Origin of the sequence: Micromonospora krabiensis (genome assembly GCF_900091425.1) — a bacterium.
GTDB classification, from domain to species: domain Bacteria; phylum Actinomycetota; class Actinomycetes; order Mycobacteriales; family Micromonosporaceae; genus Micromonospora; species Micromonospora krabiensis.
In genome coordinates, this window is sequence record NZ_LT598496.1 from 6,204,928 (window position 1) to 6,228,348 (window position 23,421).

General features: G+C 73.5%; 25 protein-coding genes and 1 riboswitch. Of the genes, 17 read left to right on the top strand and 8 right to left on the bottom strand.

Features of this window, described 5'->3' with window-relative positions; all coding sequences use genetic code 11:
- The first annotated feature begins 66 nt into the window (after window positions 1–66).
- The 8 genes from GA0070620_RS28585 to GA0070620_RS28620 all read left to right on the top strand — a co-directional run bounded on the left by GA0070620_RS28585 (window position 67) and on the right by GA0070620_RS28620 (window position 7,625).
- Window positions 67–426: a histidine triad nucleotide-binding protein gene (locus tag GA0070620_RS28585; protein ID WP_091595976.1), complete on the top strand. Its 360-nt coding sequence runs from the start codon at window positions 67–69 to the stop codon at window positions 424–426.
- Window positions 423–1,799 (top strand): serine hydrolase domain-containing protein, encoded by a 1,377-nt coding sequence (locus GA0070620_RS28590; RefSeq protein ID WP_091595978.1) that lies wholly within the window; start codon window positions 423–425, stop codon window positions 1,797–1,799. The genes GA0070620_RS28585 and GA0070620_RS28590 overlap by 4 nt, the downstream gene beginning before the upstream one ends.
- Window positions 1,800–1,993: 194 nt before the next feature.
- The gene (locus GA0070620_RS28595; RefSeq protein WP_091595980.1) at window positions 1,994–3,052 is read left to right on the top strand and encodes a PhoH family protein; all 1,059 of its coding nucleotides are present in this window, start codon (window positions 1,994–1,996) and stop codon (window positions 3,050–3,052) included.
- Window positions 3,053–3,070: 18 nt separating this feature from the next.
- Window positions 3,071–3,544 (top strand): rRNA maturation RNase YbeY, encoded by a 474-nt coding sequence (gene ybeY, locus GA0070620_RS28600; RefSeq protein ID WP_091595982.1) that lies wholly within the window; start codon window positions 3,071–3,073, stop codon window positions 3,542–3,544.
- Window positions 3,520–4,935, top strand: coding sequence for a hemolysin family protein (locus GA0070620_RS28605; protein WP_091599507.1), 1,416 nt, complete (start codon window positions 3,520–3,522; stop codon window positions 4,933–4,935). The genes ybeY and GA0070620_RS28605 overlap by 25 nt, the downstream gene beginning before the upstream one ends.
- The gene (locus GA0070620_RS28610) at window positions 4,928–5,314 is read left to right on the top strand and encodes a cytidine deaminase (RefSeq protein ID WP_091595984.1); all 387 of its coding nucleotides are present in this window, start codon (window positions 4,928–4,930) and stop codon (window positions 5,312–5,314) included. Before GA0070620_RS28605 ends, GA0070620_RS28610 begins: the two co-directional genes overlap by 8 nt.
- A gap of 8 nt (window positions 5,315–5,322) precedes the next feature.
- Window positions 5,323–6,219: a GTPase Era gene (gene era / locus GA0070620_RS28615; RefSeq protein WP_091599510.1), complete on the top strand. Its 897-nt coding sequence runs from the start codon at window positions 5,323–5,325 to the stop codon at window positions 6,217–6,219.
- 212 nt (window positions 6,220–6,431) lie between these two features.
- Window positions 6,432–7,625 (top strand): acyltransferase family protein, encoded by a 1,194-nt coding sequence (locus GA0070620_RS28620; protein WP_091595986.1) that lies wholly within the window; start codon window positions 6,432–6,434, stop codon window positions 7,623–7,625.
- On the opposite strand, the gene GA0070620_RS28625 is transcribed toward GA0070620_RS28620, so the two are convergent.
- Window positions 7,612–8,466, bottom strand: a complete 855-nt coding sequence (locus GA0070620_RS28625) for a DUF4097 family beta strand repeat-containing protein (RefSeq protein ID WP_091599513.1) — start codon at window positions 8,464–8,466, stop codon at window positions 7,612–7,614. The two genes, GA0070620_RS28620 and GA0070620_RS28625, sit on opposite strands and share 14 nt — an antisense overlap.
- Window positions 8,467–8,568: 102 nt before the next feature.
- On the opposite strand from GA0070620_RS28625, the gene recO reads away from it, so the two are divergent.
- The 4 genes from recO to GA0070620_RS28645 all read left to right on the top strand — a co-directional run bounded on the left by recO (window position 8,569) and on the right by GA0070620_RS28645 (window position 10,933).
- The gene (gene recO / locus GA0070620_RS28630; protein WP_091595988.1) at window positions 8,569–9,378 is read left to right on the top strand and encodes a DNA repair protein RecO; all 810 of its coding nucleotides are present in this window, start codon (window positions 8,569–8,571) and stop codon (window positions 9,376–9,378) included.
- A 32-nt stretch (window positions 9,379–9,410) separates the two neighbouring features.
- Window positions 9,411–10,187, top strand: a complete 777-nt coding sequence (locus GA0070620_RS28635) for an isoprenyl transferase (protein WP_172836631.1) — start codon at window positions 9,411–9,413, stop codon at window positions 10,185–10,187.
- A gap of 95 nt (window positions 10,188–10,282) precedes the next feature.
- On the top strand, window positions 10,283–10,468 hold the full coding sequence (locus GA0070620_RS28640) for a hypothetical protein (protein WP_091595992.1): 186 nt from the start codon (window positions 10,283–10,285) through the stop codon (window positions 10,466–10,468).
- Window positions 10,469–10,705: 237 nt separating this feature from the next.
- Window positions 10,706–10,933: a thioredoxin reductase gene (locus GA0070620_RS28645; protein ID WP_091595995.1), complete on the top strand. Its 228-nt coding sequence runs from the start codon at window positions 10,706–10,708 to the stop codon at window positions 10,931–10,933.
- 74 nt (window positions 10,934–11,007) lie between these two features.
- Here the strand turns inward: GA0070620_RS28645 and gndA are convergent, their stop codons facing one another.
- Both gndA and GA0070620_RS28655 read right to left on the bottom strand, forming a co-directional pair.
- Window positions 11,008–12,450, bottom strand: coding sequence for an NADP-dependent phosphogluconate dehydrogenase (gene gndA, locus GA0070620_RS28650; protein ID WP_091595997.1), 1,443 nt, complete (start codon window positions 12,448–12,450; stop codon window positions 11,008–11,010).
- A 99-nt stretch (window positions 12,451–12,549) separates the two neighbouring features.
- A complete protein-coding gene (locus GA0070620_RS28655) occupies window positions 12,550–12,846 on the bottom strand; it encodes an MTH1187 family thiamine-binding protein (RefSeq protein WP_091595999.1) in 297 nt (98 codons plus the stop codon).
- Between the two features lie 311 nt (window positions 12,847–13,157).
- On the opposite strand from GA0070620_RS28655, the gene GA0070620_RS28660 reads away from it, so the two are divergent.
- Window positions 13,158–13,406: a hypothetical protein gene (locus GA0070620_RS28660; RefSeq protein ID WP_157741725.1), complete on the top strand. Its 249-nt coding sequence runs from the start codon at window positions 13,158–13,160 to the stop codon at window positions 13,404–13,406.
- Between the two features lie 46 nt (window positions 13,407–13,452).
- Here the strand turns inward: GA0070620_RS28660 and GA0070620_RS28665 are convergent, their stop codons facing one another.
- The 5 genes from GA0070620_RS28665 to GA0070620_RS28685 all read right to left on the bottom strand — a co-directional run bounded on the left by GA0070620_RS28665 (window position 13,453) and on the right by GA0070620_RS28685 (window position 18,717).
- On the bottom strand, window positions 13,453–13,965 hold the full coding sequence (locus tag GA0070620_RS28665; protein WP_231922000.1) for a hypothetical protein: 513 nt from the start codon (window positions 13,963–13,965) through the stop codon (window positions 13,453–13,455).
- Window positions 13,962–15,653, bottom strand: coding sequence for a PHP domain-containing protein (locus tag GA0070620_RS28670; RefSeq protein ID WP_091596003.1), 1,692 nt, complete (start codon window positions 15,651–15,653; stop codon window positions 13,962–13,964). The genes GA0070620_RS28665 and GA0070620_RS28670 overlap by 4 nt, the downstream gene beginning before the upstream one ends.
- A gap of 157 nt (window positions 15,654–15,810) precedes the next feature.
- Window positions 15,811–16,611, bottom strand: coding sequence for an energy-coupling factor transporter transmembrane component T family protein (locus GA0070620_RS28675; RefSeq protein WP_091596006.1), 801 nt, complete (start codon window positions 16,609–16,611; stop codon window positions 15,811–15,813).
- A complete protein-coding gene (locus GA0070620_RS28680; RefSeq protein ID WP_091596008.1) occupies window positions 16,608–18,023 on the bottom strand; it encodes an ABC transporter ATP-binding protein in 1,416 nt (471 codons plus the stop codon). Before GA0070620_RS28680 ends, GA0070620_RS28675 begins: the two co-directional genes overlap by 4 nt.
- A gap of 100 nt (window positions 18,024–18,123) precedes the next feature.
- Complete coding sequence (locus GA0070620_RS28685; protein WP_091596010.1) at window positions 18,124–18,717, bottom strand: ECF transporter S component; 594 nt, start codon at window positions 18,715–18,717, stop codon at window positions 18,124–18,126.
- 72 nt (window positions 18,718–18,789) lie between these two features.
- A riboswitch (TPP riboswitch) is annotated at window positions 18,790–18,894 on the bottom strand.
- Window positions 18,895–18,968: 74 nt separating this feature from the next.
- Here GA0070620_RS28685 and GA0070620_RS28690 point away from each other — a divergent pair.
- The 4 genes from GA0070620_RS28690 to GA0070620_RS28705 all read left to right on the top strand — a co-directional run bounded on the left by GA0070620_RS28690 (window position 18,969) and on the right by GA0070620_RS28705 (window position 23,395).
- Window positions 18,969–19,805, top strand: coding sequence for an alpha/beta fold hydrolase (locus GA0070620_RS28690; RefSeq protein ID WP_091599519.1), 837 nt, complete (start codon window positions 18,969–18,971; stop codon window positions 19,803–19,805).
- Window positions 19,802–20,551, top strand: coding sequence for a sugar isomerase domain-containing protein (locus GA0070620_RS28695; RefSeq protein WP_091596012.1), 750 nt, complete (start codon window positions 19,802–19,804; stop codon window positions 20,549–20,551). Before GA0070620_RS28690 ends, GA0070620_RS28695 begins: the two co-directional genes overlap by 4 nt.
- A gap of 215 nt (window positions 20,552–20,766) precedes the next feature.
- Window positions 20,767–21,267 (top strand): DUF6328 family protein, encoded by a 501-nt coding sequence (locus GA0070620_RS28700; protein WP_091596014.1) that lies wholly within the window; start codon window positions 20,767–20,769, stop codon window positions 21,265–21,267.
- A 115-nt stretch (window positions 21,268–21,382) separates the two neighbouring features.
- Window positions 21,383–23,395: an acyl-CoA dehydrogenase family protein gene (locus tag GA0070620_RS28705; protein ID WP_091596016.1), complete on the top strand. Its 2,013-nt coding sequence runs from the start codon at window positions 21,383–21,385 to the stop codon at window positions 23,393–23,395.
- Window positions 23,396–23,421 lie beyond the last annotated feature (26 nt).

Consider the following 23,421-nt stretch of genomic DNA (forward strand, 5'->3'; position numbering starts at 1 on the left):
CGGCCATCATGCCGGAGTGGCCCGGCTTCGCCCACCGGCCCCCGGGGCAGCGCTTAGCATGCCCCGATGGGAACCGACTGCCTGTTCTGCCGCATCGTCGCCGGGGAGATCCCGGCCACCGTCGTCCGGGAGACCCCGACCACGCTCGCGTTTCGCGACATCACACCGAAGGCGCCCGTACACGTGCTGGTGATCCCGAAGGAGCACTACGCGGACGTCGCGACGCTCGCGCAGGGTGACCCGGCGCTGGCCGGCGAGGTGCTGGCCACGGCCGCCGCGGTGGCCGAGGACGAGGGCCTGCTCGGCGACGGTTTCCGGCTGATGTTCAACACCGGGGCGTACGGCGGCCAGGAGGTCTTCCACGCGCACGCCCACCTGCTGGGCGGCGCGCCGCTCGGCCCGATGCTGGCCCGGGACCTCGCGTGACGCAGGCGGCGGACCGCCTGGCGCGGATGGTGCGCCGGGTGCAGGCGAAGGCCCGCGTCCCCGCCGTGTCGGCGGCGCTGTACCGGGCCGACCGGCCCCTGTGGACCTGCACGGTGGGCTGGACCGGCAACGACACCGCCCTGGACCCGCAGACCCGGTTCCGGATCGGCTCGGTCACGAAGACCTTCACGGCGGTGCTGACCATGCAGTGCCGCGACGACGGCCTGCTCGACCTGGACGACCCGATCGGCCGGCACCTGGCCGTGCCGGCGCACGGCGAGCTGACCGTGCGTCGGCTGCTCTCGCACACCGCCGGGCTGCAACGGGAGCCGTACGGCGACGTGTGGGACACCCTGCGCGCCCCGGACGCGGAGCAGTTGCTGGCGGAGCTGGCCCGGGCCGAGCGGGTGCTGCCGCCGGGCCGCCGCTACCACTACTCCAACCTCGGTATGGCGCTGCTGGGCCGGCTGGTGGGGCAGTTGCGCGGCGGCACCTGGGCGGAGGTGCTCACCGAGCGGGTGCTGATCCCGCTGGGGCTGACCACGACCACGGTGGCGCCGGGTCCGCGGGCCGCGACGGGGTTCCTGGTCGACGCGTACTCCGACGAGGCGCACCCGGAGCCGCCGACCGACTTCGGTGCGGTCGGTCCGGCGGCGCAGCTGTGGAGCACCGCCGGGGACATGGCCCGGTGGGCGGCGTTCCTCGCCGACCCGGCGGCCCTGGACGCGACGGGCGCGGTGCTCGCCCCGGCCACCCTGGAGGAGATGCGCTGGCCGGTGACGGTGACCGACGAGGCGCTCTGGGGCGGCGGCTTCGGGCTCGGCCTGATCCTGGTGCCGCAGGGTGGGCGGGTGATGCACGTGGGGCACGACGGGGCCATGCCCGGCTTCCTGGCGGCGGCGTACGGCCGGCGCGGCGGCGAGGGCACGCCGCCGGCGATGGGCGCGGCGGTGCTGGTCTCCTCGGGCACCGCGACGGAGGCCCTCGACCTGCCGCACCGGCTGCTCGCCGCGGCCGTCGAGCACGACCCGGCCGAGATCGAGCCGTGGCGGCCCGGCCCGCCGGCGCCGGAGTCCCTGCGCGGCCTGCTGGGCCGCTGGTGGGGCGAGGGCTACGAGTACGTCTTCTCGTGGCACGACGGGGCGCTGCGGGCGCGTGGCGCGGACGACGCGTCGGGTCGGCCGCCGGCGGTGTTCGCGCCGCTGCCCGACCAGCCGGACGTGTTCCGTACCGTCTCCGGCCGGGAGGTGGGTGAGCTGCTGCGGCTGACCCGGGACGACGACGGCGTCGTGGTGCGGATGCACTGGGCGACCTACCGGTTCACCCGGCACCAGGAGACCTTCGACCGGTACGACTTCCGCGCGGGCGCCTGACGTACGCGAGCCCGGGGGAATTTGCCCGCTTCCTCCGGGTTCCGCCCCGCCCGCCACCCGGCTTCCGGGTCAGGGAAATGCACGCGGTGCCGGCGGTGTTGAACCGATACGATGGGTGGAACGTCCGTACGCCGCGCCACCAGGGCCGGCGCCGAGATCGAGAGCAGGTGGCACAGGGCCCCTCGGCCCGACCTATGACCGGCACCCCACCTCCCGGCCCGCCCCAGGTGCAGACTCGGATCACCGTCCCCGATCCGAAGATCATGGTCAACCTGCTCGGCGCGGGCGACGAGATCCTGCGACTCGTCGAGCGCTCGGTCAACAGTGACGTGCACGTCCGCGGCAACGAGATCACCATCACCGGCGCGCCGGCGGACAACGCCCTCGCCGAGCGACTCTTCACCGAGCTGCTCGAATTCATCGAGAAAGGCGAGACCCTGACCACTGATGCCGTCCGGCGTACCGTCGGCATGCTCGAGCAGGGCAGCGCCGAGCGGCCCGCCGAGGTCCTGACGCTCAACATCCTCTCCCGGCGCGGTCGCACCATCCGCCCGAAGACGCTCGGGCAGAAGCGCTACGTCGACGCGATCGACGCGCACACGATCGTCTTCGGCATCGGTCCCGCCGGCACCGGCAAGACCTACCTGGCGATGGCGAAGGCCGTCCAGGCTCTCCAGGCCAAGCAGGTCAACCGCATCATCCTCACCCGTCCCGCGGTGGAGGCGGGCGAGCGGCTGGGCTTCCTGCCCGGCACCCTCAACGAGAAGATCGACCCGTACCTGCGGCCGCTCTACGACGCGCTGCACGACATGCTCGACCCCGACTCCATCCCGAAGCTGATGGCGGCGGGGACGATCGAGGTCGCGCCGCTGGCGTACATGCGCGGACGGACGTTGAACGACGCCTTCATCATCCTGGACGAGGCGCAGAACACCACGCCCGAGCAGATGAAGATGTTCCTCACCCGTCTCGGCTTCGGTTCGAAGATCGTGGTGACCGGTGACGTCACCCAGGTCGACCTGCCCGGCGGGACGACCAGCGGCCTGCGTATGGTCCGGGACATCCTCGCCGGAGTCGAGGACGTCCACTTCGCGCAGCTGTCCAGCTCCGACGTGGTCCGGCACCGGCTGGTCGGGGAGATCGTCGACGCGTACGCCCGCTGGGATGCCGAGCGGGAGAACCAGCAGGCGCAGAGCGTGCACGCCGTGCCGGGGCGGACCGCCCAGGGCGGTCGTTCCGGCCGGCGCCGCTAGATCAGGGGAAGAATCCAGTTGTCCATCGAGATCGCCAACGAGTCGGGTGTCGAGGTCGACACCGACGCGGTGCTGGCCGTCGCCCGCCACGCCCTCGACGAGATGGGGGTCAACCCTCTCGCCGAGCTGTCCGTGCTGCTGGTCGACATCGACTACATGACCGAGCTCAACCACCGCTGGATGGGTGGTGACGGGCCGACCGACGTGCTCGCGTTCCCCATGGACGAGGGCAGCGTCGACCACGGGCCGGGCGAGAGCGCCCCGGCCGGTGGTGAGCCCGCCCTGCTCGGCGACATCGTGCTGTGCCCCGAGGTGGCGGCCAAGCAGGCGGCCGCGGCCGGCCACTCCGCCGCCGACGAGCTGCACCTGCTCACGGTGCACGGTGTGCTGCACCTGCTCGGCTACGACCACGCCGAGCCGGAGGAGGAGCGGGAGATGTTCGCGCTCCAGGCCCGACTGCTGTCCAGCTGGCGGTCGAGCCGGTCCCAGTGATGACCGTCCAGGCGTCCACGGCCGGCGCCACCGCCGGCCTGCCGGACCTGCAACTGCTCGCGTTCGCCGCCGGGCTGGTGGTGCTGGCCGGGCTGATCGCGATGACCGAGGCGGCGCTCGCCGCGGTCTCGCCGGCCCGCGCCGCCGAACTGGCCCGTGACGGCGCGCGCGGCGCCAGGGCGCTGCAGGCCCTGGCCGGCGACGTCGTACGCCATCTCAACCTGCTCCTGCTGCTGCGGCTGCTCGCCGAGCTGACCGCCACCACGCTGGTGGCGCTGGTCGCGGTGGACACCTTCGGCGCGGGCTGGCGGGCGGCGTTGGTCACCGCCGGCGCGATGACGGTGGTCAGCTTCGTGGTCGTCGGGGTGGCCCCGCGCACCCTCGGCCGGCAGCACGCCTACCCGGTGGGCCGTGCGGTGGCCCCGCTGGTGCGCTGGTTGGGCCGCGCGCTCAACCCGCTCGCCTCGCTGCTGATCCTGATCGGCAATGCGGTCACCCCCGGTCGTGGCTTCCGGGAGGGCCCCTTCGCCACGCAGCTGGAGCTGCGGGAGCTGGTCGACCTGGCCGAGCAGCGCGGCGTGGTGGAGCACGGCGAGCGGCAGATGATCCACTCCGTCTTCGCCCTGGGTGACACGATCGCCCGGGAGGTGATGGTGCCCCGCACCGAGATGGTGTGGATCGAGGAGGGCAAGACGCTGTCCCAGGCGCTCGCGCTCTTCCTCCGCTCCGGCTTCTCCCGGATCCCGGTGATCGGCGAGAGCGTCGACGACGTGCTCGGCGTGCTCTACCTGAAGGACCTGATCCGGCGGGTGAACGGCGACGACGGCGCGGCCGAGCGGCTGTCGGTCGCCGAGCTGATGCGGCCGGCGACCTTCGTCCCGGAGTCGAAGCCGGTGGACGACCTGCTCTCCGAGATGCAGGCCGCCCGCAACCACCTGGTCATCGTCGTCGACGAGTACGGCGGCACCGGCGGCCTCGTCACGATCGAGGACATCCTGGAGGAGATCGTCGGCGAGATCACCGACGAGTACGATGTCGAGCGCCCGCCGGTCGAACGCCTGGCGGACGGGTCGGTGCGGGTCACCGCCCGGCTCCCGGTCGAGGACCTGGGCGAGCTGTTCGACACCGAACTACCCACCGACGAGGTGGAGACGGTCGGCGGTCTGCTCGCCCAGTCGTTGGGCCGGGTGCCGATCCCGGGGGCGCAGGTCGAGATGGCCGGCCTCCGGCTGATCGCCGAGGGCACCACCGGCCGGCGTAACCGGATCGACACGGTGCTCGTGAGCCGGGTCGAGCCGACCGACGAGCAGGAGGTTTCGGGGCGCGGCGAGTCCGCCGAGTCCCGCAACGATCAGAACCGAGCCGAGGAGAGGCAACCCGCCGATGCCTGAGTCGTCCGCCGTGCCCGCCGCCCGGCCAGCCCCGTCCGCGCCGGTCGAGCTGGGCGCCGAGGACGCCAAGCTGGTCGTCCTGGCCCGGGGAGCCCGGGCCCGGGTGGGTGCCGTGGAGGGCGCGGCCGTCCGCGACCAGGACGGTCGGACGTACGCGGCGGCGAGCGTGGCCCTGCCGTCACTCGCGCTCACCGCGTTGCAGCTCGCGGTCGCCTCGGCGGTGGCGGCCGGCGCGACCCGGTTGGAGGCCGCCGTGGTGGTCACCGAGGCGTCGACGCTGGACGGGGCGGGTCACGCCGCCGTCCGCGACCTCGCCGCCGACGCGCCGATCCACGTGGCCGCGCCCGACGGCACCGTCCTCGGCACGGTGGCCGAGTGAGCGGGCCGGTGGCGGACCCGCAGGAGCGGCCCTACCGGGCCGGTTTCGCCTGCTTCGTGGGCCGGCCGAACGCGGGCAAGTCGACGCTCACCAACGCGATCATCGGGCAGAAGATCGCGATCACCTCGAACAAGCCGCAGACCACCCGGCACGTCATCCGGGCCGTGCTGCACCGCCCCGAGTCGCAGCTCGTGCTGGTCGACACGCCGGGCCTGCACCGCCCGCGTACGTTGCTCGGCGAGCGGCTGAACGACCTGGTCCGCGAGACGTGGAGCGAGGTCGACGTGATCGGTCTCTGCATTCCCGCGAACGAGCCGATCGGCCGGGGCGACCGGTTCATCACCGGCGAGTTGGCCAGCCTGAAGGCCACCGTGCTGGCCGTCGTCACCAAGACCGACCTCGTCGACCGGAAGCGGCTGGCCGAGCAGTTGCTCGCGGTCAGCGAGCTGGCCGACTTCGCCGACGTGGTGCCGGTCAGCGCGGTGTCCGGGCACCAGGTGGACACGCTGGTCGACGTGATGACCGGCTACCTGCCGGAGTCGCCGCAGCTCTACCCGGACGACATGCTGACCGACGACCCGGAGCAGGTCATGGTCGCCGAGCTGATCCGTGAGGCGGCCCTGGAGGGGGTCCGCGACGAGCTGCCGCACTCCATCGCCGTCGTGGTGGAGGAGATGATCCCCGAGGGTCAACTCCTGCGCGTCTACGCCGACGTGTACGTCGAGCGACCCAGCCAGAAGGCGATCGTGATCGGTCACCGGGGCAGCCGGCTCAAGGAGGTCGGCACGACCGCCCGTCGACAGATCGAAGAGCTGCTCGGCACGCGGATCTACCTCGACCTGCACGTGCGGGTCGCCAAGGACTGGCAACGCGACCCGAAGCAGCTGCGCAAGCTCGGCTTCTGACCGTTTCGTAGGGGTTCGGCCGGCGACATCCGTCGGCCGAACGGCTCGCTCCTGGCCCCGCTTCGGGCGTCCGGATGTCGACGATCCGCATGGTCATCATCGGTCGAAGGTATGGGGACTCTCACTTCTGGTCGGGGTGCTGGCCGTTTCACGGCGACCCGGCGGAGGGTAGGAGACATTCGCGCCCGTGCCCCCGACACAGATGCAGGCTGATGCGAAACAGATACCTGGACCTGCTCCGCTTTCTGGCCATCGTCCGAGTCGTCGTCTACCACGTGACCGGGTGGGCCTCGCTGACCCTGGTCTTCCCCGCCATGTCGGTGATGTTCGCGCTCGCCGGTTCGCTGATGGCCGCCTCACTGGAGCGGTCCGGGCCGCCCGCGGTGGTCCGCAGGCTGCGTCGCCTCCTGCCGTCCCTGTGGGTGCTGGCCGCGGTCTTCGTGCCGGCGATGCTGCTCAGCGGGCTCCCCCTCACCCCGCACGTGCTGCTCTGGCTGTTCCCCGTCTCCGATCCACCGGCCAACAACTGGGGCGCGTTGGCGCTCAGCGTGATCTGGTACCTGCGCGACTACCTCTGGTTCGTGCTCGCCTCCCCGGTCGCCCTCTGGTTGTTCCGCCGGGCGCCGCTGCCCACCCTGCTCGCCCCGTACGCCCTGCTCGCCGCCATCGAGTCCGGGATCTGGGCGAGCGCACCCGGGATCGCCCGGGAGTTCGGGCTCTACTTCGGCGCGTGGCTGCTCGGCTTCGCCCACCACGCGGGAATGCTGCGGCGGATGGCCAACCGGGTGCTGGTTCCGGCGGCGGTGCTCCTCGCGGCGGCGGGTGGGGCGTGGATCGCCACCCACCCGGGACCACGCGGCTACGACCTCAACGACATCCACCTCGGAAACGCGCTCTGGTCCGCCGCGTTCATCCTCGTCGTGCTCGGCCGCGGCCCGGCCGGCGCGGACTGGATCGCGCGCAGCGCCCTGTTCGACCGCGCGGTGACCGTCGTGAACCGGCGCGCGCTCACCATCTACCTGTGGCACATGCCGTTCGTCGTGGCGCTGACTCCGCTCGTCGACGTCGTGGGCTGGTCCCACCAGGACCCGCTCGGTCTGGCCATCCGGGTGGCGCTCGTCTTCGCGCTCGTGGGTGTGGTGACGCTCGCGGTGGGCTGGGTCGAGGACGTGGCCGCCCGCCGGCCACCCGAACTGGTACCGGGTGCCCGCCGGCCCGTGCCGGCCGGCGTGCCGCCGACCAGCCCGCCGCCGGCCGGTGCCGCGCGTCCGGTGACCGTCGGCGCGGCCGTCGGCGGTGCCAACCCACCGCCGGGCGGGGCCGGGTCCCGCCCGTACGCCGGGTCGGCGCGCGTGCCCGCCCCACGCGCCTCCTCGGACGCGAAGGCGGACGTCAGCGCTGGGTGACCGTGACGTCGCCGCTGTCCGCGGAGACGTCGAGGACCAGGGTGGCGGCGGGGTCGTCGGCCACGCCCAGGGCGACGTCGCCGGAATCGGCGCTGGACCGCACCCGGTAGCGGCCGGCCGGGACGCTCAGGCTCACGTTGCCGCTGGACGCGTGCGCCCGGGCGGACGCCGGCTGGTCCAGCTGCACGTCGACGTCCCCGGACTTCGCCTCCGCGTCGACCTGGCCGGTGAGCCGCCGGGCCGAGATGTTGCCCGAGGACGCCCGCAGGTTGAGCGACCCGCTGACCTCGGACACGTCGATGTCACCCGAGCCGGTCTCCACCCGGACCGGGCCGGTGGCGCCGGTCAGGCGTACGTTGCCGGAGCCCAGATGCATCTCCACCGCGCCCACCCGGCTCAGCTCGACGTCACCGGAGCCGGACTCACCGCGAACGGCGACGCCCTCCGGCGCGATCACCTCGTAGGAGATGCTGCACCGCGAGCCGCACTCGGTGTCCAGCACCAGCTCGTCGCCGGTGATCCGGTACTTCGCCTCCGGCTGGGCGCCCTGGTAGCGCACCACCCGCTTGACCCGTACCTCCCCGGCGGGACCGGTGGCCCGGACCACCACGTCACCCGCGCCGGGCAGCACGCGGATCGTGCTGATCCGCGCCGTCTCGGTGTCGGTGAAGTCCAGCCGGCGGTACGCCAGGTTGTCACACCCGGTGAGGACGATGAGAGCCGTGGCCGTGCCCAGCGCGACCGGCGCGACGCGGCGGCGCGTGGCGCGGCGACCGCCCACGTCGCGGGCCGGGGCGTGCGGCAGGGAGCGGTCGCTGGTGGTGGTGCGGTGCAGGGCCATGGCGAGCACGCTACGGCCGCCGCGGCCTCCGGCGCATCGGGGTTCGTCCGGCCCGCCACCCCGAACGGACCCTGATTTCGCACCCCGAGGGAGAATGGCCCGATGGCCGGTTATCGCCGACAGCTCTACCGCGACGACGCGGTGGTGCTGCGCGTGCAGAAGCTCGGCGAGTCCGACCGGATCATCACGCTGCTCACCCGCCGGCACGGCCGGCTCCGCGCGGTCGCCCGGGGCGTTCGGCGCACCACCAGCAAGTTCGGCGCACGGCTGGAGCCGTTCGGGCACGTCGACCTCCAACTCGCCGGCGACCCCACGGGCAACCAGGGCAGCTCATTGCACACGGTGAGCCAGGTCGAGGGCATCGACCTCTACGGCAAGCGGTTCCTCGGCGACTACCCGCGCTACACCGCCGCCAGCGCCATCGCCGAGACCGCCGAACGGCTCACCCCCGTCGAGCGCGAACCGTCACTGCGGCTGTTCCAACTCACCCTCGGCGCGCTGCGGGCGCTCGCCGACGGCAGCCACGCCACCACGCTGGTGCTCGACGCGTACCTGCTGCGCGGGATGGCGCTCGCCGGGTGGGCGCCGGCGCTGGTCGCCTGCGCGGTCTGCGGCACGCCCGGCCGGCACCGGGCCTTCTCCATCCCCGCCGGGGGCGCGGTCTGCCCGGACTGCCGGCCCCCCGGCGCCGCCCACCCCGCACCGGCGACCATCGACCTGATGTCCGCGCTCAGCACCGGTGACTGGCGGGTGGCCGACGCGACCGAACCCGGGACGCGCCGCGAGTGCAGCGGCCTCGTGGCGGCGCACCTGCAATGGCATCTGGAACGCGCGCTACGCTCGCTGCCGCTGGTCGACCGGGGTGGCCCGACCCCCGGAAGCGACAGCGCGAACAGGGGGAGACAAGAGTGATCCGCACGACGAGGTCCGCCCGCCGCGAGCCGGTGCCGCCGACGCCGCACCCCTCGGGCGCCCGCCCGCCCGCACTGCCGTCCGAGGCGCTGCCCCGGCACGTCGCCGTGGTCATGGACGGCAACGGCCGCTGGGCCAAGGACCGCGGGCTGCCCCGCACCAAGGGCCACGAGGCGGGGGAGCACTCGCTCTTCGACACCATCGAGGGCGCCATCGAGATGGGCATCCCCTACCTGTCGGCGTACGCCTTCTCCACCGAGAACTGGCGGCGCTCCCCGGACGAGGTCCGCTTCCTCATGGGCTTCAACCGCGACGTGATCCGGCGGCGCCGCGACCAGCTCGTCGACCTCGGCGTACGGGTGGTCTGGTCCGGTCGGGCCGGCCGGCTCTGGAAGAGCGTCATCTCGGAGCTGCAGACGGCCGAGGAGATGTCCCGCGGCAACTCGACGCTGACCCTGCAGTTCTGCGTCAACTACGGCGGGCAGGCCGAGATCGCCGACGCGGCCGCCGCGATCGCCCGCGACGTGGCGGCCGGGCGGCTCGACCCGGACAAGGTCACCGAGAAGACCGTGGCGAAGTACCTCTACCACCCCGAGATCCCCGAGGTGGACCTCTTCCTGCGCCCCTCCGGCGAGCAGCGCACCTCCAACTTCCTGCTGTGGCAGACCGCGTACGCCGAGCTGGTCTTCCTCGACACGCTCTGGCCCGACTTCGACCGTCGGCACCTCTGGTACGCGTGCGAGCTGTACGCCCAGCGGGACCGGCGCTTCGGCGGCGCGCTGCCCAACCCGGTGGCGCCTCAGATCTGACCCCCGGCGCGGGGCCTCCCGTCGACGGGAGGCTTATCCGGGCGTCACGCTGGGTATCAGTCTCCCCAGGAGCCACTGACGGAGGTGAGACCACAATGATCCAGAAGCGCATCGCCCAGTGGGCGCTGATGGCGGTCGCCGTGCCGCTGGCGGCGGCCGGCGCACGCCGGCTCAGCCACACGCTGGAGGCCCGTCGCGGCCCTTCCGGGGTGTCCCGCCTGCTCGCCAAGGGCGCCGACACGCTGCGTCCGCAAAAGGCCAAGCGTCGCCGATTCTGGTAACGCCTGATCCCGGGCACCTCCCGTCGCGCAGGTGCCGCCCACACACCGGCGCCGCCCCTGATCCAGGGGCGGCGCCTCCGTGCCGGGCCCCGGCCCCCCGTCGAAGCGACCAAGCCGACCACCGTCCCGGGGCGGGGGAACCGGGTGGCTGTGTGGATTGGGGGGATGGGTTCGGGTTTGCGTGAATAGGATTCACGGTGGGGGCGTCGTGGGTGCGTCCTCGGCGCGGGGGTGGGGATGCGGGATCTCCGGTACAAGATGATGACGGCGCTGAACGCCGCCGACCTGGACGACCCGATCAGCGAGCAGGTGGCCGAGATCTGCGCCGAGGTGGCCGAGCGGCACTGCGCCGAGCTGGGGCACGCTCCGCAGGTGCGGTCCGGCGAGATCGGCGAACTGGCCACCGGGGAGCCGGCCCTGACCTGGGCGCCCGTCGAGCCCGACACCCAGCAACGGGCCTGGTGAGCGCGCGGGCCGGCGGGAAGCCCGCCGGCCCGGCGTCGACGTCCGAAGCCCGACGTGCGGCGAGCGAGCGCCGGTCACGCCTCCACTTCGGTGCGGTCGCCCGCCCAGAGGGTGTGGAAGGTGCCCTCCCGGTCGACCCGCTGGTAGGTGTGGGCGCCGAAGTTGTCCCGCAGCCCCTGGATCAGCGCGGCCGGCAGCCGTTCGGCCCGCAGCGCGTCGAAGTAGGACAGCGACGAGGCGAACGCGGGGATGGGCACCCCGGCGCGGGCCGCGTCGGCCACCACCCGGCGCCAACTCGGCACACCCGCGCCGACCGTGTCGGCGAACCACGGTGCGACCAGCAGCGTCGGCAGGTCGGGCTGCTCGTCGTACGCCTGGCGGATCCGGTCGAGGAAGCGGGCCCGGATGATGCAGCCGCCCCGCCAGATGGTGGCGGTGCCGCCGAGGTCGATGTTCCAGTCGTACTCCTGGCTGCCGGCGCGGATGTGGTCGAAGCCCTGCGCGTACGCGACGATCTTCGACGCCAGCAGCGCGCGGCGTACGTCCTCGACGAACGCGTCCCGGTCGTCCACCTGCCACTTGGTGCCCGCGTCGGCGAACGCCCGACGGGCCGCCTCGCGCTGGTCGACGTGGCCCGACAGCGAGCGGGCGAAGGTCGCCTCGGCGATCCCGGTGATGGGGATGCCCAGGTCGAGCGCGCTCTGCACCGTCCACCGGCCGGTGCCCTTCTGCTCGGCCCGGTCCTGCACGAGGTCGACGAACGGGCGACCGGTGGCCGCGTCGGTGTGCGCCAGCACGTCCGCCGTGATCTCGATGAGGAAGGACTCCAGCTCGCCGCCGTTCCAGGTCCGGAAGATCTCCGCGATCTCCGCCGGCTCCGCGCCGAGACCGGCCCGGAGCAGGTCGTACGCCTCGGCGATGAGCTGCATGTCGGCGTACTCGATGCCGTTGTGCACCATCTTCACGAAGTGGCCGGCGCCGTCCGGGCCGATGTGCCGGCAGCAGGGCACGCCGTCCACCTGGGCGGCGATCTTCTCGAAGATCGGCCCGAGCTTCCGGTAGGACTCCGCGGAGCCGCCGGGCATGATGCTGGGCCCGTGCAGCGCGCCCTCCTCGCCGCCGGAGACGCCGGTGCCGACGAAGTGCAACCCGTGCTCGCGCAGCGCCTCCTCGCGGCGGCGGGTGTCGGCGAAGTGCGCGTTGCCGCAGTCCACCACGATGTCGCCCGGGTCGAGCAGCGGCACCAACTCGTCGATGACGGCGTCGGTGGGCGCGCCGGCCTTCACCATCACGATCACCGCGCGGGGACGTTCCAACGAGGCGACGAAGTCCGCCATCGACTCGCCGGGCACGAACCGCCCCTCGTCGCCGTGTTCGGCGACCAGGCTGCGGGTGCGCTCGGGCGAGCGGTTGTGCACCGCCACCGTGAACCCGTTCCGGGCCAGGTTGCGGGCCAGGTTGCGACCCATCACCGCCAGCCCGGTCACGCCGATCTGTGCCGTCGACTGCTCCGCCATGCCTGAGCCACCTCTCGCTGTCGCTGTCCGCGATCTCGAACCTATCGCGTGCCCGGCGGCGCGGGGTCGGCCGTCGACAGCTGGTCACCGTGCGGTCGGTCACCCTTCCGCGAGTCGCGCCTCCACCCGTGCCACCTTGCCGGTGAGCGCGTCGGTGACGCCGGGGCGGACGTCCGCCTTGAGGACGACGCTCACCCGTGGGGCCTGCGCGGCGACCGCGTCGACCGCTCGCTTCACGACCGCCATCACCTCGTCCCACTCACCCTCGACGGTGGTGAACATGGCGTCGGTCCGGTTGGGCAGGCCGGATTCGCGGACCACCCGGACCGCCTCGGCGACCAGGTCGCCCACGGAGTCGCCGACGCCGAGCGGGGTGATCGAGAACGCGATCAGCATGGGGTCGATCCTGTCAGGTAATTCGGGTGCGCGTCCGCCCGGCACGGGATAGCGTGCGGGCATGCGTAAGTGACGCCCCATCTCCGAGCCGGCCCGCCGCCCGTGTGCGCGGTCCGTGCGCTCCCGGGCGTCCGCATTCCCACCTGCCGCCGAGGCGGCGGTGTGCGCCGTGGTCGATCCCGGGATCCGTCCCCGTCCGTCGTGACCGTGGCTGCGTCCCAGCCCGGTCCCGCCCAGCCGCGACCGTCCCGGCCGCCGCGACCGCTCCGGTGGTCGCGCCCGCCGGCCGGTCCGTCGAGAAGGAGGCCCGGATGCCCGCCAGGCGTAACCCGAAGAAGATCCGTACCCCGAAGACGTCGCCGAGCGTCACGGAGCTGACGCCACCCGACCTCGACCAGTTGGCCGTGACGCCGGTGTCGGCGCCGCCGCTCGACGCCGCTCCGGCGGCCCGGCCGGTCGCGCCGAAGGCCGGGCCGCCGGTGGCCCACGGCCGGTCGGCCGGCGGGCGCGGCGGCCAGCGGTCCGCCCAGCCCCGCCGGTACGCCTTCCGGCGCAGCTGACCGGCCCCGGGTGCGGTCCGCCACGTCGGCGGACCGCACCCGTGAGTCAGTGGTCGGCGCAGCAGGGCGTCGGGTCGGGCACCTCGAAGGGCGCGAGGCCGCCCGTGTGGTGCGGCATCGCCACCAGCGTGAGCTCCCCGTCGCGCCACTGCGGGCGGACGAAGTCCCGGGTGTCCAGCGCCGTCTCCGCCGCGGCGGTCGACCCGCCCAGCACCACGACGCGCGTGATGGCGCTCCCGGTCAGCACCTCGCCCACGGTGAGGGTGCCGACCAGGCGGTCCACGCCCGGGTAGCGGACAGCCCGGCCGGAGCGGCCGGCGGCGTGCTCGGCCGCCGCGCGGTCGGCCGCCTCCCGCAGCTCCGGCGGGGTGGGTGGCAGCGCGGCCAGCCGGTCCGTGGCCGCCGGCACCGATACGCTGAGCGCCACGTGCGGGTATGGCGTGGCGAGCAGGTGGGTGCAGGCGACCATGTCCGGAAGACCGAGCGGCACCACGTGCGTGGTGAGCCAGTGCTCGGCCTCCCGCACGGTCCGGTGACCCAGACTGAGGCCCAGGATCACTGCGGCAGCACCCAGATGGGGTTGGCGTAGAACCAGAGGTCCTCCCACGGGTCCGCGGCGCCGGTGACGTCCAGCGCCGGGCCGAACGGGTCGACCGCCGCACCCATCAGGCCGGGCTGGGTGCGCTTGCCGTCGGTGCCCCGTACGCGCAGGTAGAACGGCTGGTCGACGCGGCCGAAGGAGTAGGTGAAGGAGACCTTCCCGGTGCCCTTGGCGACCTCGAAGGACTTCACCACCTTCGTGTCGGGGGCGGTGAAGGCGTCCTTGTCGGCGACCGGGCCGGTCACCCGGCCGGCGATCACGTCGACCCGGGCGAGCACGGGCACGAACTGCGACCAGTTCGGGATGTCCGCCAGGTCGATGTCGATCGTCACGTCGACGGGCGTACCGCGCTTGACGCGCAGGACGCCGCCGAGCGGGGTGCCCGACTCCCGGCGCCGGTCACCGGCGACCCGGGCGCGGACGTCCAGGCCCTTGATCAGACCGCCGTGGTCCACCCAGACCCGACCGGCCCGCAGGCCGTCCATCACGGCCCGGTAGCTGAACGCGCTCGCGCCCACGTGCGTACGGCTGTACTGGCCCGGCCAGTAGTCGCCGGCCGTGGTGAGCAGCGGCCCGTACACCGGGTCGTTGTGCTTGCCGTTGAGGTCGAAGTTGCTGTCCGGTCCCCGCTGCGCGGTGTCCAGGTAGTTGACGTGCGAGTCGGAGTTGGCGCTGATCCACCAGGCCCGACCCTCGGCGAGCAGGCTGTCCCAGAGGCCGCCGACGGTTGAGGTCATCCAGTCGAAGCCACCCCACGTGCGGTAGCTCTCCAGCGGGTAGCCGGGGAACGACGCGGCGGACGGGTTGTTGTCGTAGTAGCCGCGGTTGCGCCCGCCGCCCGGCAGGCCGGCGGCCTGGTGACCGGGGGCGCCCTCCATGCCGATAGCGACGGTCGGGTCCGCGTCCCGCCAGGCCCGGATCTCGTGCGGGGAGTCGATGCCTCGACGGGCCGGGTGGTTGGCCAGGAAGAGGGCCCCCTCGACGCGGCGCTTGCGCACGGCCTCACCGAGGAACTTGATGCCGGCGATGGCCAGCGCCTCGTTGGCCGGGGTGTTGTCGCCGGCGTTCCTGACGCTGCCGTCGAAGGCGTTCTCGAACTCCTTGAGGACGGCGACCTCGTTGCGTCCGGGGTGGACGAAGACGGTGGCGTGCTCGGCGGCCGGGATGTTCCACTCCAGGCCCTGGTAGATGAGCAGGTCCTTGAGCTGCGCGCGGGCGGCGACGATGTCCGGGTTCACCTTGTCCACGCCGATCTTGGCGTGCGCGGCGCTGCCATGGTCGGTGACGACCATCCAGTCCAGGCCGTACGCCTGCGCGTGGCGGGCCTGGTCGACGACCCGGTACATGGCGTCCGAGCTGAACTGGGTGTGGATGTGGTGGTCGCCGGCCAGCCAGTGGAAGTCGCCGGTGCGGCCGTGGTCACCGCCGGGGCCGTGGTCGTGCCCGCCGGCGAACGCCGGGCTGCCGGCGGCCAGCACGGTGGTGGCGGCGCCGGCGCCGAGCAGGCCGGCGTTGCGCAGGAAACCGCGGCGGCTGAGGTCCGCGGGCGCCAGCTCCGAGTCCGGAACGCTCTGGTCGAGCGCCGGGGGCAGGTCGGTGCCGGCCGCGTGGTCGTGATCGTGGTGGTGCGCGTGGCCGTGGCCCATGTGCTGCTCCAGTCTGATCAGGAGGGTCGTCCGCGCGACAATCTCGTCCGGTCAGGGGAACAGGGCGTGTCCGGTGCGCGGCGCACATGCGAACATGCGACTCAGAGCACGCTTTCGCGCCGCTGGGACCTGGCGCGGGTCAGCCGATCAGCGCGGGTCAGCCGATCAGCGGGCGGAAGGTGCCGAGGAGGATGCTCGCCGTCAGGGCCGCCCCGGCGAGCGCCGCCGCGCCGGCGACGAGGAGCGCGTCGGCGGTGGTGAAGCGCTGGCGGCGGGCCACGGTACGCGGGGTGCCGGCGTCGAAGCCCCGCGCGTCCATGGCCACGGCCAGCCGGGTGCCCCGCCGGATCGCGCCGACCAGCAGGGTGAACGCGGTCGAGACGAAGAGCCGCAGCTTCGCCAGCGGGTTGCGGCCGGCCTCCACCCCACGCGCCCGCCGGGCCATGCTGATCATCTGCCACTCCTGGCCGAGCAGCGGCAGCAACCGGAACGCCGCGAGCGCGCCGATCGCGAACCGGGCCGGCGCCTTCGCGTTCTGCACCAGGGCGTCGGCGAGGTCGGTCGGGTCGGTGGTGGCGAACACGATCACGCCGGGCAGCGCCACCGCGAACATCCGCAGCACCAGACCGAGCGCGGTCAGCAGCACCCCGGAGGTGACCACGGCGGGGCCGGCCTCGACCAGCACCCGACCGGAGCGGTCGGCGGCGAAGAGCACCAGCGTGACCACGATGCCGACGGCGCTGACCAGCAGCGGCCAGGTGCGCCGGGCCAGCGCCCGGTAGCGGACGCCGAACAGCGGGAGCAACGCCAACTCGACCACGATGGCGATCGCCGGCGCGACCGGGTCGAGCGTGGCGACCAGCACGAACGAGAACACCAGCGCCGCCGCGAGCTTGGCCACCGGGTTGCGCCGGGCCAGCGGCGCCCCGGGCACGGCGACCGGCTCGATGCCGATCACGGTCGCTCCAGGGTGAGCTGTCGGTCGGCCAGCGCGGCGACGAAATCCGGGTCGTGGGTGACGGTGACCACGCCGTGGCCGGCGTCGCGCAGCTCGGCGAAGAGGTCGACCAGCTCCCGCCAGGTCCGCCGGTCCTGACCGAAGGTGGGCTCGTCGCAGACGAGCAGGCGGGGCGCGGTGGCCAGGGCCGTCGCCACGCTCAGTCGCCGCTTCTCGCCACCCGACAGGGTGTACGGGTTGGCGCGCGCCAACGCACCGAGCCGCAGCCGGTCGAGCAGTCCGTCCACGGTGGACCGGATCTCCGCCTCGGGGCGTCCGGTTCGGCGGGGCCCGAGCGCCAGCTCGTCGAAGACGGTGCTCGTGACGAACTGGTGCTCCGGGTCCTGGAAGACCGAGCCGATCCGGCCGGCCAGGGCGGGGGCCCGCCAGCGGTGCGGGGGAGTACGCGCGTCCCGTCCGGCCAGCGCGGGGCTCGCGGTCACCGTGCCGCCGCCCGGCCGCAGCAGCCCGCCGAGCAGCAGCGCCAGCGTCGACTTGCCGGCCCCGTTCGGGCCGAGCACGGCGAGCGCCTCTCCGGCGCGTACGGTCAGGTCGGTCGCGGCCAGCCGGGGCGGCAGGCCGAGTCGGTCCGCGGTGACCAGCGGGTCGCCGGGGGCCGTGGTGGCGCGGCGGGGCGGCACGGTCCGGCCGGGCACCCACACCCCTTCGGCGGCGAGCGCGTCCCCGTGGACGCGGAAGACCTCGTCCGGGGTGCCGTCGGCGCGTACGCCGCCGCCCGGTTCGAGCACCACCACCCGCTCCACCAGGGGCAGGGCGTCGGCCACCCGGTGCTCGACCAGGATCAGCGTGGTGTCGGCGTCGAGCGCGCCGGCGACCGCGGAGCGGACCAGCGCGGCGCCGGCCGGGTCGAGGTTGGCGGTCGGCTCGTCGAGCAGCAGCAGGTGCGGGCGCAGGGCGAGGACGCCGGCGAGGGCGAGCCGCTGCTGCTCGCCCCCGGAGAGCGCGGCGGTGGGCCGGTCCCGGTCGTAGGGGAAGCCGACCCGGCGCAGCGCCTCGTCGACCCGGGGCCAGATCTCGGCGCTCGGTACGCCACGGTTCTCCAACCCGAACGCGACGTCGTCGCCGCTGCGGGCCATGACCAGGTGGCTCTCCGGATCCTGGAAGACGATGCCGACCCGCTCCCGGCCCTTGCGCGGGTCCAGCCCGTCGATCTCGACGGTGCCCTCCTGCTGGCCGGAGTCCTCGGGGAGCAGCCCGGCGAGCGCCGCGAGGAGGGTGCTCTTGCCGGCGCCGGAGGGCCCGAGCAGCAGCACCCGCTCGCCGCTCTCGACGCGCAGGTCCAGGCGTCGGACCGCCCAGCGCTTACGCCCGGCGTGCCGCCACCCGAACCCCCGCAGCTCCACCGCCGCCACAGGACCACCTCCCTCGACATCCGCCCGCCCCCGGGCCCGCATCCTGTTGATCATGAAGTTGTTGCGCTTGGCGACGGCGGTTGGGGGAGGGCGGGGTGGGTCAGATCGCGGCGCGTTCGCGGCCGGCGGGGAAGCGGTCCAGGACGCCGGTGTTGGCCAGCGCGCGGGTCAGGGCCCAGCCGCCGACGCCCGCCACCACGGTCGCGCTGACGACGGTGAGCAGCGCGTACGGGATGCGGTAGCTGGTCAGGTCGGTCTCGACGTTCCAGTAGACGAAGTCGAAGATCGCGGCGCTCAGACCGGTCAGCGCGCCGGCCAGCAGCGCGGTCGGCAGCCGGAACGAGCGGTAGCGGAACGCCGCGAACGCCAGTTCGGCGCCGATGCCCTGCATGAGGCCCTGGAGGATGACGATGCTCGCCCACTGGCTGCCCAGCAGGGCGGAGAGGATCGCCGCCACCGTCTCGCAGTAGAGGGCGGCGCCCGGCTTGCGGATCACCAGGCCGCCGAGCACGGCCGGCACCAGCCACACGCCGTAGATCAGTGTCTGCGCGGGCGGGAAGAACGCGAAGGCCGCGTCGGTGGCGCTCCACACCAGGCCCCAGGCCCAGAAGATGACGCCGAACGCGACCGCGATGACCGAGGCCACGACGATGTCGATCGTCCGCCAACGGTTCGTGGAGGTGGTGTCTGTCATGATCGCTCCCAGTTCATGCGACGAACCAGGAGAAGACGCACGCCGCGCCCGGTGGGACCGGACGGCGGCGCGGCTGGAGGTCGACCGAACTCCCTGCGCTGGCATTACCCAGATCAGGTTCGAGGGTCTGCGGGCGTGCCCGCACTCTCAGCGCTGTGCGCTCCCCTGTCGGATGTGAAGTTGTTTCCGCAGACGCTAGCACCGTCGGCAGGGGCGGGGCGATGCCGCCCGACCTGGGTAGGCTGCCGATCATGCGCATCGACGCCCGGGGACTCACGTTCGACGTCCGCGCCGGTGGCCCGGAGGACGGGCCGGCCGTGCTCCTGCTGCACGGTTTCCCGCAGCACGCCGGGGAGTGGGACGAGGTCGTGCCCGCCCTGCACGCCGCCGGCCTGCGCACGTACGCCCTCGACCAGCGCGGCTACTCGCCCGGCGCCCGACCGGCCGACGTGGCCGCCTACCGGGTGCCCGAGCTGGTGGCCGACACGACGGCGGTGCTCGACGCGCTCGGCGTCGACGCCGCGCACGTGGTCGGCCACGACTGGGGCGCCGTCGTCGCCTGGGGCCTCGCGGCGCAGCACCCGGCCCGGGTCCGCACGCTGACCGCGGTGTCCGTGCCCCATCCGGCCGCCTTCGTGTACGCCCTGAACCACGACGTGCGGCAGAAAGCGCGCTCGTCGTACATGGCGCTGTTCCGCCAGCCCGGCGGCAAGGCGGAGAAGGTGCTGCTGGCGCTCAACGCCGTCGCGCTCCGGCGGATGCTCTCCGGGGTGGGCGACGCCACCCGGGTGGCCCGCTACGCCGACCCGATGCGGGAGCCGGGCGCTCTGACCGGCGCGCTGAACTGGTACCGGGCGATGTCGGGGGCCGACCTGAAGGCCGTCGGTCCGGTGCCGGTGCCCACCACGTACGTGTGGAGCGACCGGGACACCGCGATCGGCCGGACCGCCGCCGAGGCCTGCGCGGCCCACGTGCCGGGCGACTACCGCTTCGTCGAGCTGACGGATGTGAGCCACTGGATCCCGGACGAGGCCCCGGCGGCGCTGGCCGAGGCGATCCTCGCCCGGGTGGGGACGGAGGAGTCATGACACTGAGCGCCGAGAGCTACCTGGCGACGGTGACCGCGACGATGGACCGGGTCGCGGCGAGCCAACGGGAGGCCGTCGGCCGGGCCGCCGACCTGATCGCTGACGCGATCCGGGCCGAGGGCGTGGTGCACGCCTTCGGCACCGGGCACTCCGAGGCGCTGTCGATGGAGATCGCGGGGCGGGCCGGCGGGCTGGTGCCCACCAACCGGATCGCGCTGCGCGACCTGGTGCTGCTCGGCGGGGCGCCGGCCGACCTGCTCGGGCCGACGCTGGAACGGGACCCCACGGTCGCGCACCGGCTGTACGAGCTGGCGCCGATCCGCCCGCAGGACGTCTTCGTGGTGGCCTCGAACTCCGGCGTGAACGGGGCGATCGTCGAGTTCGCGGCCCTGGTCAAGGAGCGCGGCCACGGGCTCGTGGCGATCACCTCCGCGCAGCACTCCGGCCAGATGACGTCCCGCCACCCGTCCGGACGGAAGCTGGCCGACTTCGCCGACGTGGTGCTCGACAACGGCGCCCCGTACGGCGACGCGACGCTGCCGCTGCCCGGCGGCGGCGCGGTCGGCGCGGTCTCCTCCATCACGGCGGCGCTGCTCGCGCAGCAGATCACGGTCGAGGTGGTGGCGCGCCTGCTGGACGCGGGGGAGCGGCCCCCGGTCTACCTGTCGGCCAACATCTCCGGCGGCGACGAGCACAACCACGCGCTGGAGGCCCGGTACGCGGGCCGCATCCGTCGCGGTTCCTAGCCGCCGCGTTCCTCGTCGCGCCTTCTCGCCGCGGCCCGCACGTGCCCACGATGCCCGCGCCCTCTCGCCGCGGGGCGCACCCGCCCGTGATGCCCGCGCCCCGCGGTGTGCCGGCGGACGGGTCCTGAGCCGGTTTCGCGGATCTCCCGATCGGGCATTGGCGTGCTGCCGGCGGCCGGGACCCGCCGGCAGTAGCGTCGGACCGGAGGTAGCGCGTGTCGAAGGAAACCGAGAAGCAACGCTGGCAGCGCAACTTCGCCGACCTGCTCCAGGAGTTGCGGGTGGCGCAGACCGGTGTGCAGATCCTCTTCGCGTTCCTGCTGACCCTGCCGTTCAGCAACGGCTTCACCAGGACCAGCAACTTCCAGAAGGACGTCTACATCGTCGCGCTGCTCGCCGCGGCGGCCGCCACCGCGCTGATCATCTCGCCGGTGGCGTTCCACCGCGCCCTGTTCCGCCAGGGTCGCAAGCCGGAGCTGGTGCGCTTCGCGCACCGGATGGCGACCGGCGGGCTGGCGTTCATGCTGATCTCGATGGTCAGCGCGGTGCTGCTGATCACCGACTTCGTGCTCGACCGCCCGATCGCCTTCCTGCTCAGCGCGCTGACCGCGCTCTGGTTCCTCACCTTCTGGGCGGCGCTGCCGTTCGCCCGGCGCAACTGGGGCGACGACGACATCGACGACGAGGACGACAGCCCCCGGGTGGCGAACGACTGACCGGCGATCGGTGAAACTCGATCATCACCGAACGCTACCCCTGGGTAACACCCGGGGGTAGCGTTGCGTGTGTCGAGCACGTTGACGCAGCGGACCGAGGTTCGAGGGGGCAGCCGTGACCACGACGCAGAACAGCCGACCCGCGCCGGGCGAGTCCGGCGACGGCCCGGAGCGACCCGACACCAGCGGTGGCGCCGCCGCCCCGCTGCCCACCGAGGCGGGTCAGGTCTCCGAGAAGGAGGCCCGCCAGGTCGCCGAGGCCGCCCGTCAGTCCACCTGGGACCGTCCGAGCTTCGGCAAGGAGCTCTTCCTCGGCCGCTTCCGGCTCGACCTGATCGACCCGTGGCCGCGTTCCGATCCGGCGGAGGACGCCCGCGCCGAGGAGTTCCTCGACCGGCTGCGGGTCTTCCTCACCACCGAGGTCGACGGCGTGGCCATCGAGCGGGACGCGTACATCCCCGACGAGGTGTTCCACGGGCTGGCCCGGCTCGGCGCGTTCGGCATGAAGATCGACCGCGCCTACGGTGGTCTCGGGCTGAGCAACCTCCAGTACTGCCGGGCGCTGATGCTGGCCGGCTCGATCAGCCCGGCCATCGGCGCGCTGCTCTCCGCGCACCAGTCCATCGGGGTGCCGCAGCCGCTGAAGATGTTCGGCACCGCCGAGCAGAAGCAGCGGTTCCTGCCCCGGCTCGCCGCCGGCGAGGTGTCCGCGTTCCTGCTCACCGAGCCCGACGTCGGCTCCGACCCGGCCCGGCTGGGCACCACCGCCGAGCCGACCGAGGACGGCACCGGCTACCGGCTCAACGGGGTGAAGCTCTGGGCCACCAACGGCACCGTGGCGACGCTGCTGGTGGTGATGGCCCGGGTGCCGGCCGCCGAGGGACGGCGCGGCGGGATCACCGCGTTCGTCGTCGAGGGCGACGCCGAGGGGATCACCGTCGAGCGGCGCAACTCCTTCCTCGGCCTGCGCGGCCTGGAGAACAGCGTCACCCGGTTCCACGACGTCCTCGTGCCGGCGGAGAACGTCATCGGTGGCGAGGGCAAGGGCCTGAAGATCGCCCTGACCACCCTGAACACCGGCCGGTTGTCGCTGCCCGCGATGTGCGTCGGCGCCGGCAAGTGGTCGCTCAACGTGGCCCGGGAGTGGGCCGCCGACCGGGTGCAGTGGGGCCGGGCGGTCGGCGAGCACGAGGCGGTCGCCCAGAAGCTCTCCTTCATCGCCGCGACCACCTACGGCATGGAGACGATGCTCGACCTCTGCTGCCTGCTCGCCGACGACGACCGCAACGACATCCGCATCGAGGCGGCCCTGGTGAAGCTCTACGCGAGCGAGATGGCCTGGCGGATCGCCGACGACCTCATCCAGATCCGGGGCGGGCGCGGCTACGAGACCGCGGAGTCGTTGACCGCCCGCGGTGAACGCCCCGCCGCCGTCGAGCAGATGCTGCGCGACCTGCGGATCAACCGGATCTTCGAGGGCTCGACGGAGATCATGCACCTGCTGATCGCCCGCGAGGCCGTCGACGCCCACCTGTCCGTCGCGGGCGACATCATCGACCCGGACGCCGGTCTCGGCCGCAAGGCGAAGGCGGGCGCCCGCGCCGGCGCGTTCTACGCGCGGTGGCTGCCGACCCTCGCCGTCGGCCGCGGCCAGGCACCCGGGTCGTACGGGGAGTTCGGCCGGCTCGCCGGCCACCTGCGGGTGGTGGAGCGCTCGTCGCGCAAGCTGGCCCGGTCGACCTTCTACGCCATGTCCCGCTGGCAGGGAAAGATGGAACGCAAGCAGGCCTTCCTGGGCCGGGTGGTGGACATCGGCGCGGAGTTGTTCGCGATGGCCGCGGTCTGCGTCCGGGCGCACGCCGAGCGGGACGCCCGGCCGGAGAACGTCGAGTTGGCCGACGTGTTCTGCCGTCAGGCGCGGGTCCGGGTCGACGCGCTCTTCACCGCGCTGTGGGACAACACCGACTCGGTGGACGTGGCCGCCGCCAAGCGCGTCCTCGCCGGCCGCTACGCCGCACTGGAGGACGGCGTCGTCCTGCCGCCGGCCGACGCGCCCTGGGTGGCCCCCTGGACGCCCGGCCCGTCGACCACGCCCGACGTCCGCCGCCGGATCCCGCCACCGCAGTGACCCGACGTTCGGGTGGCGGTGACGCC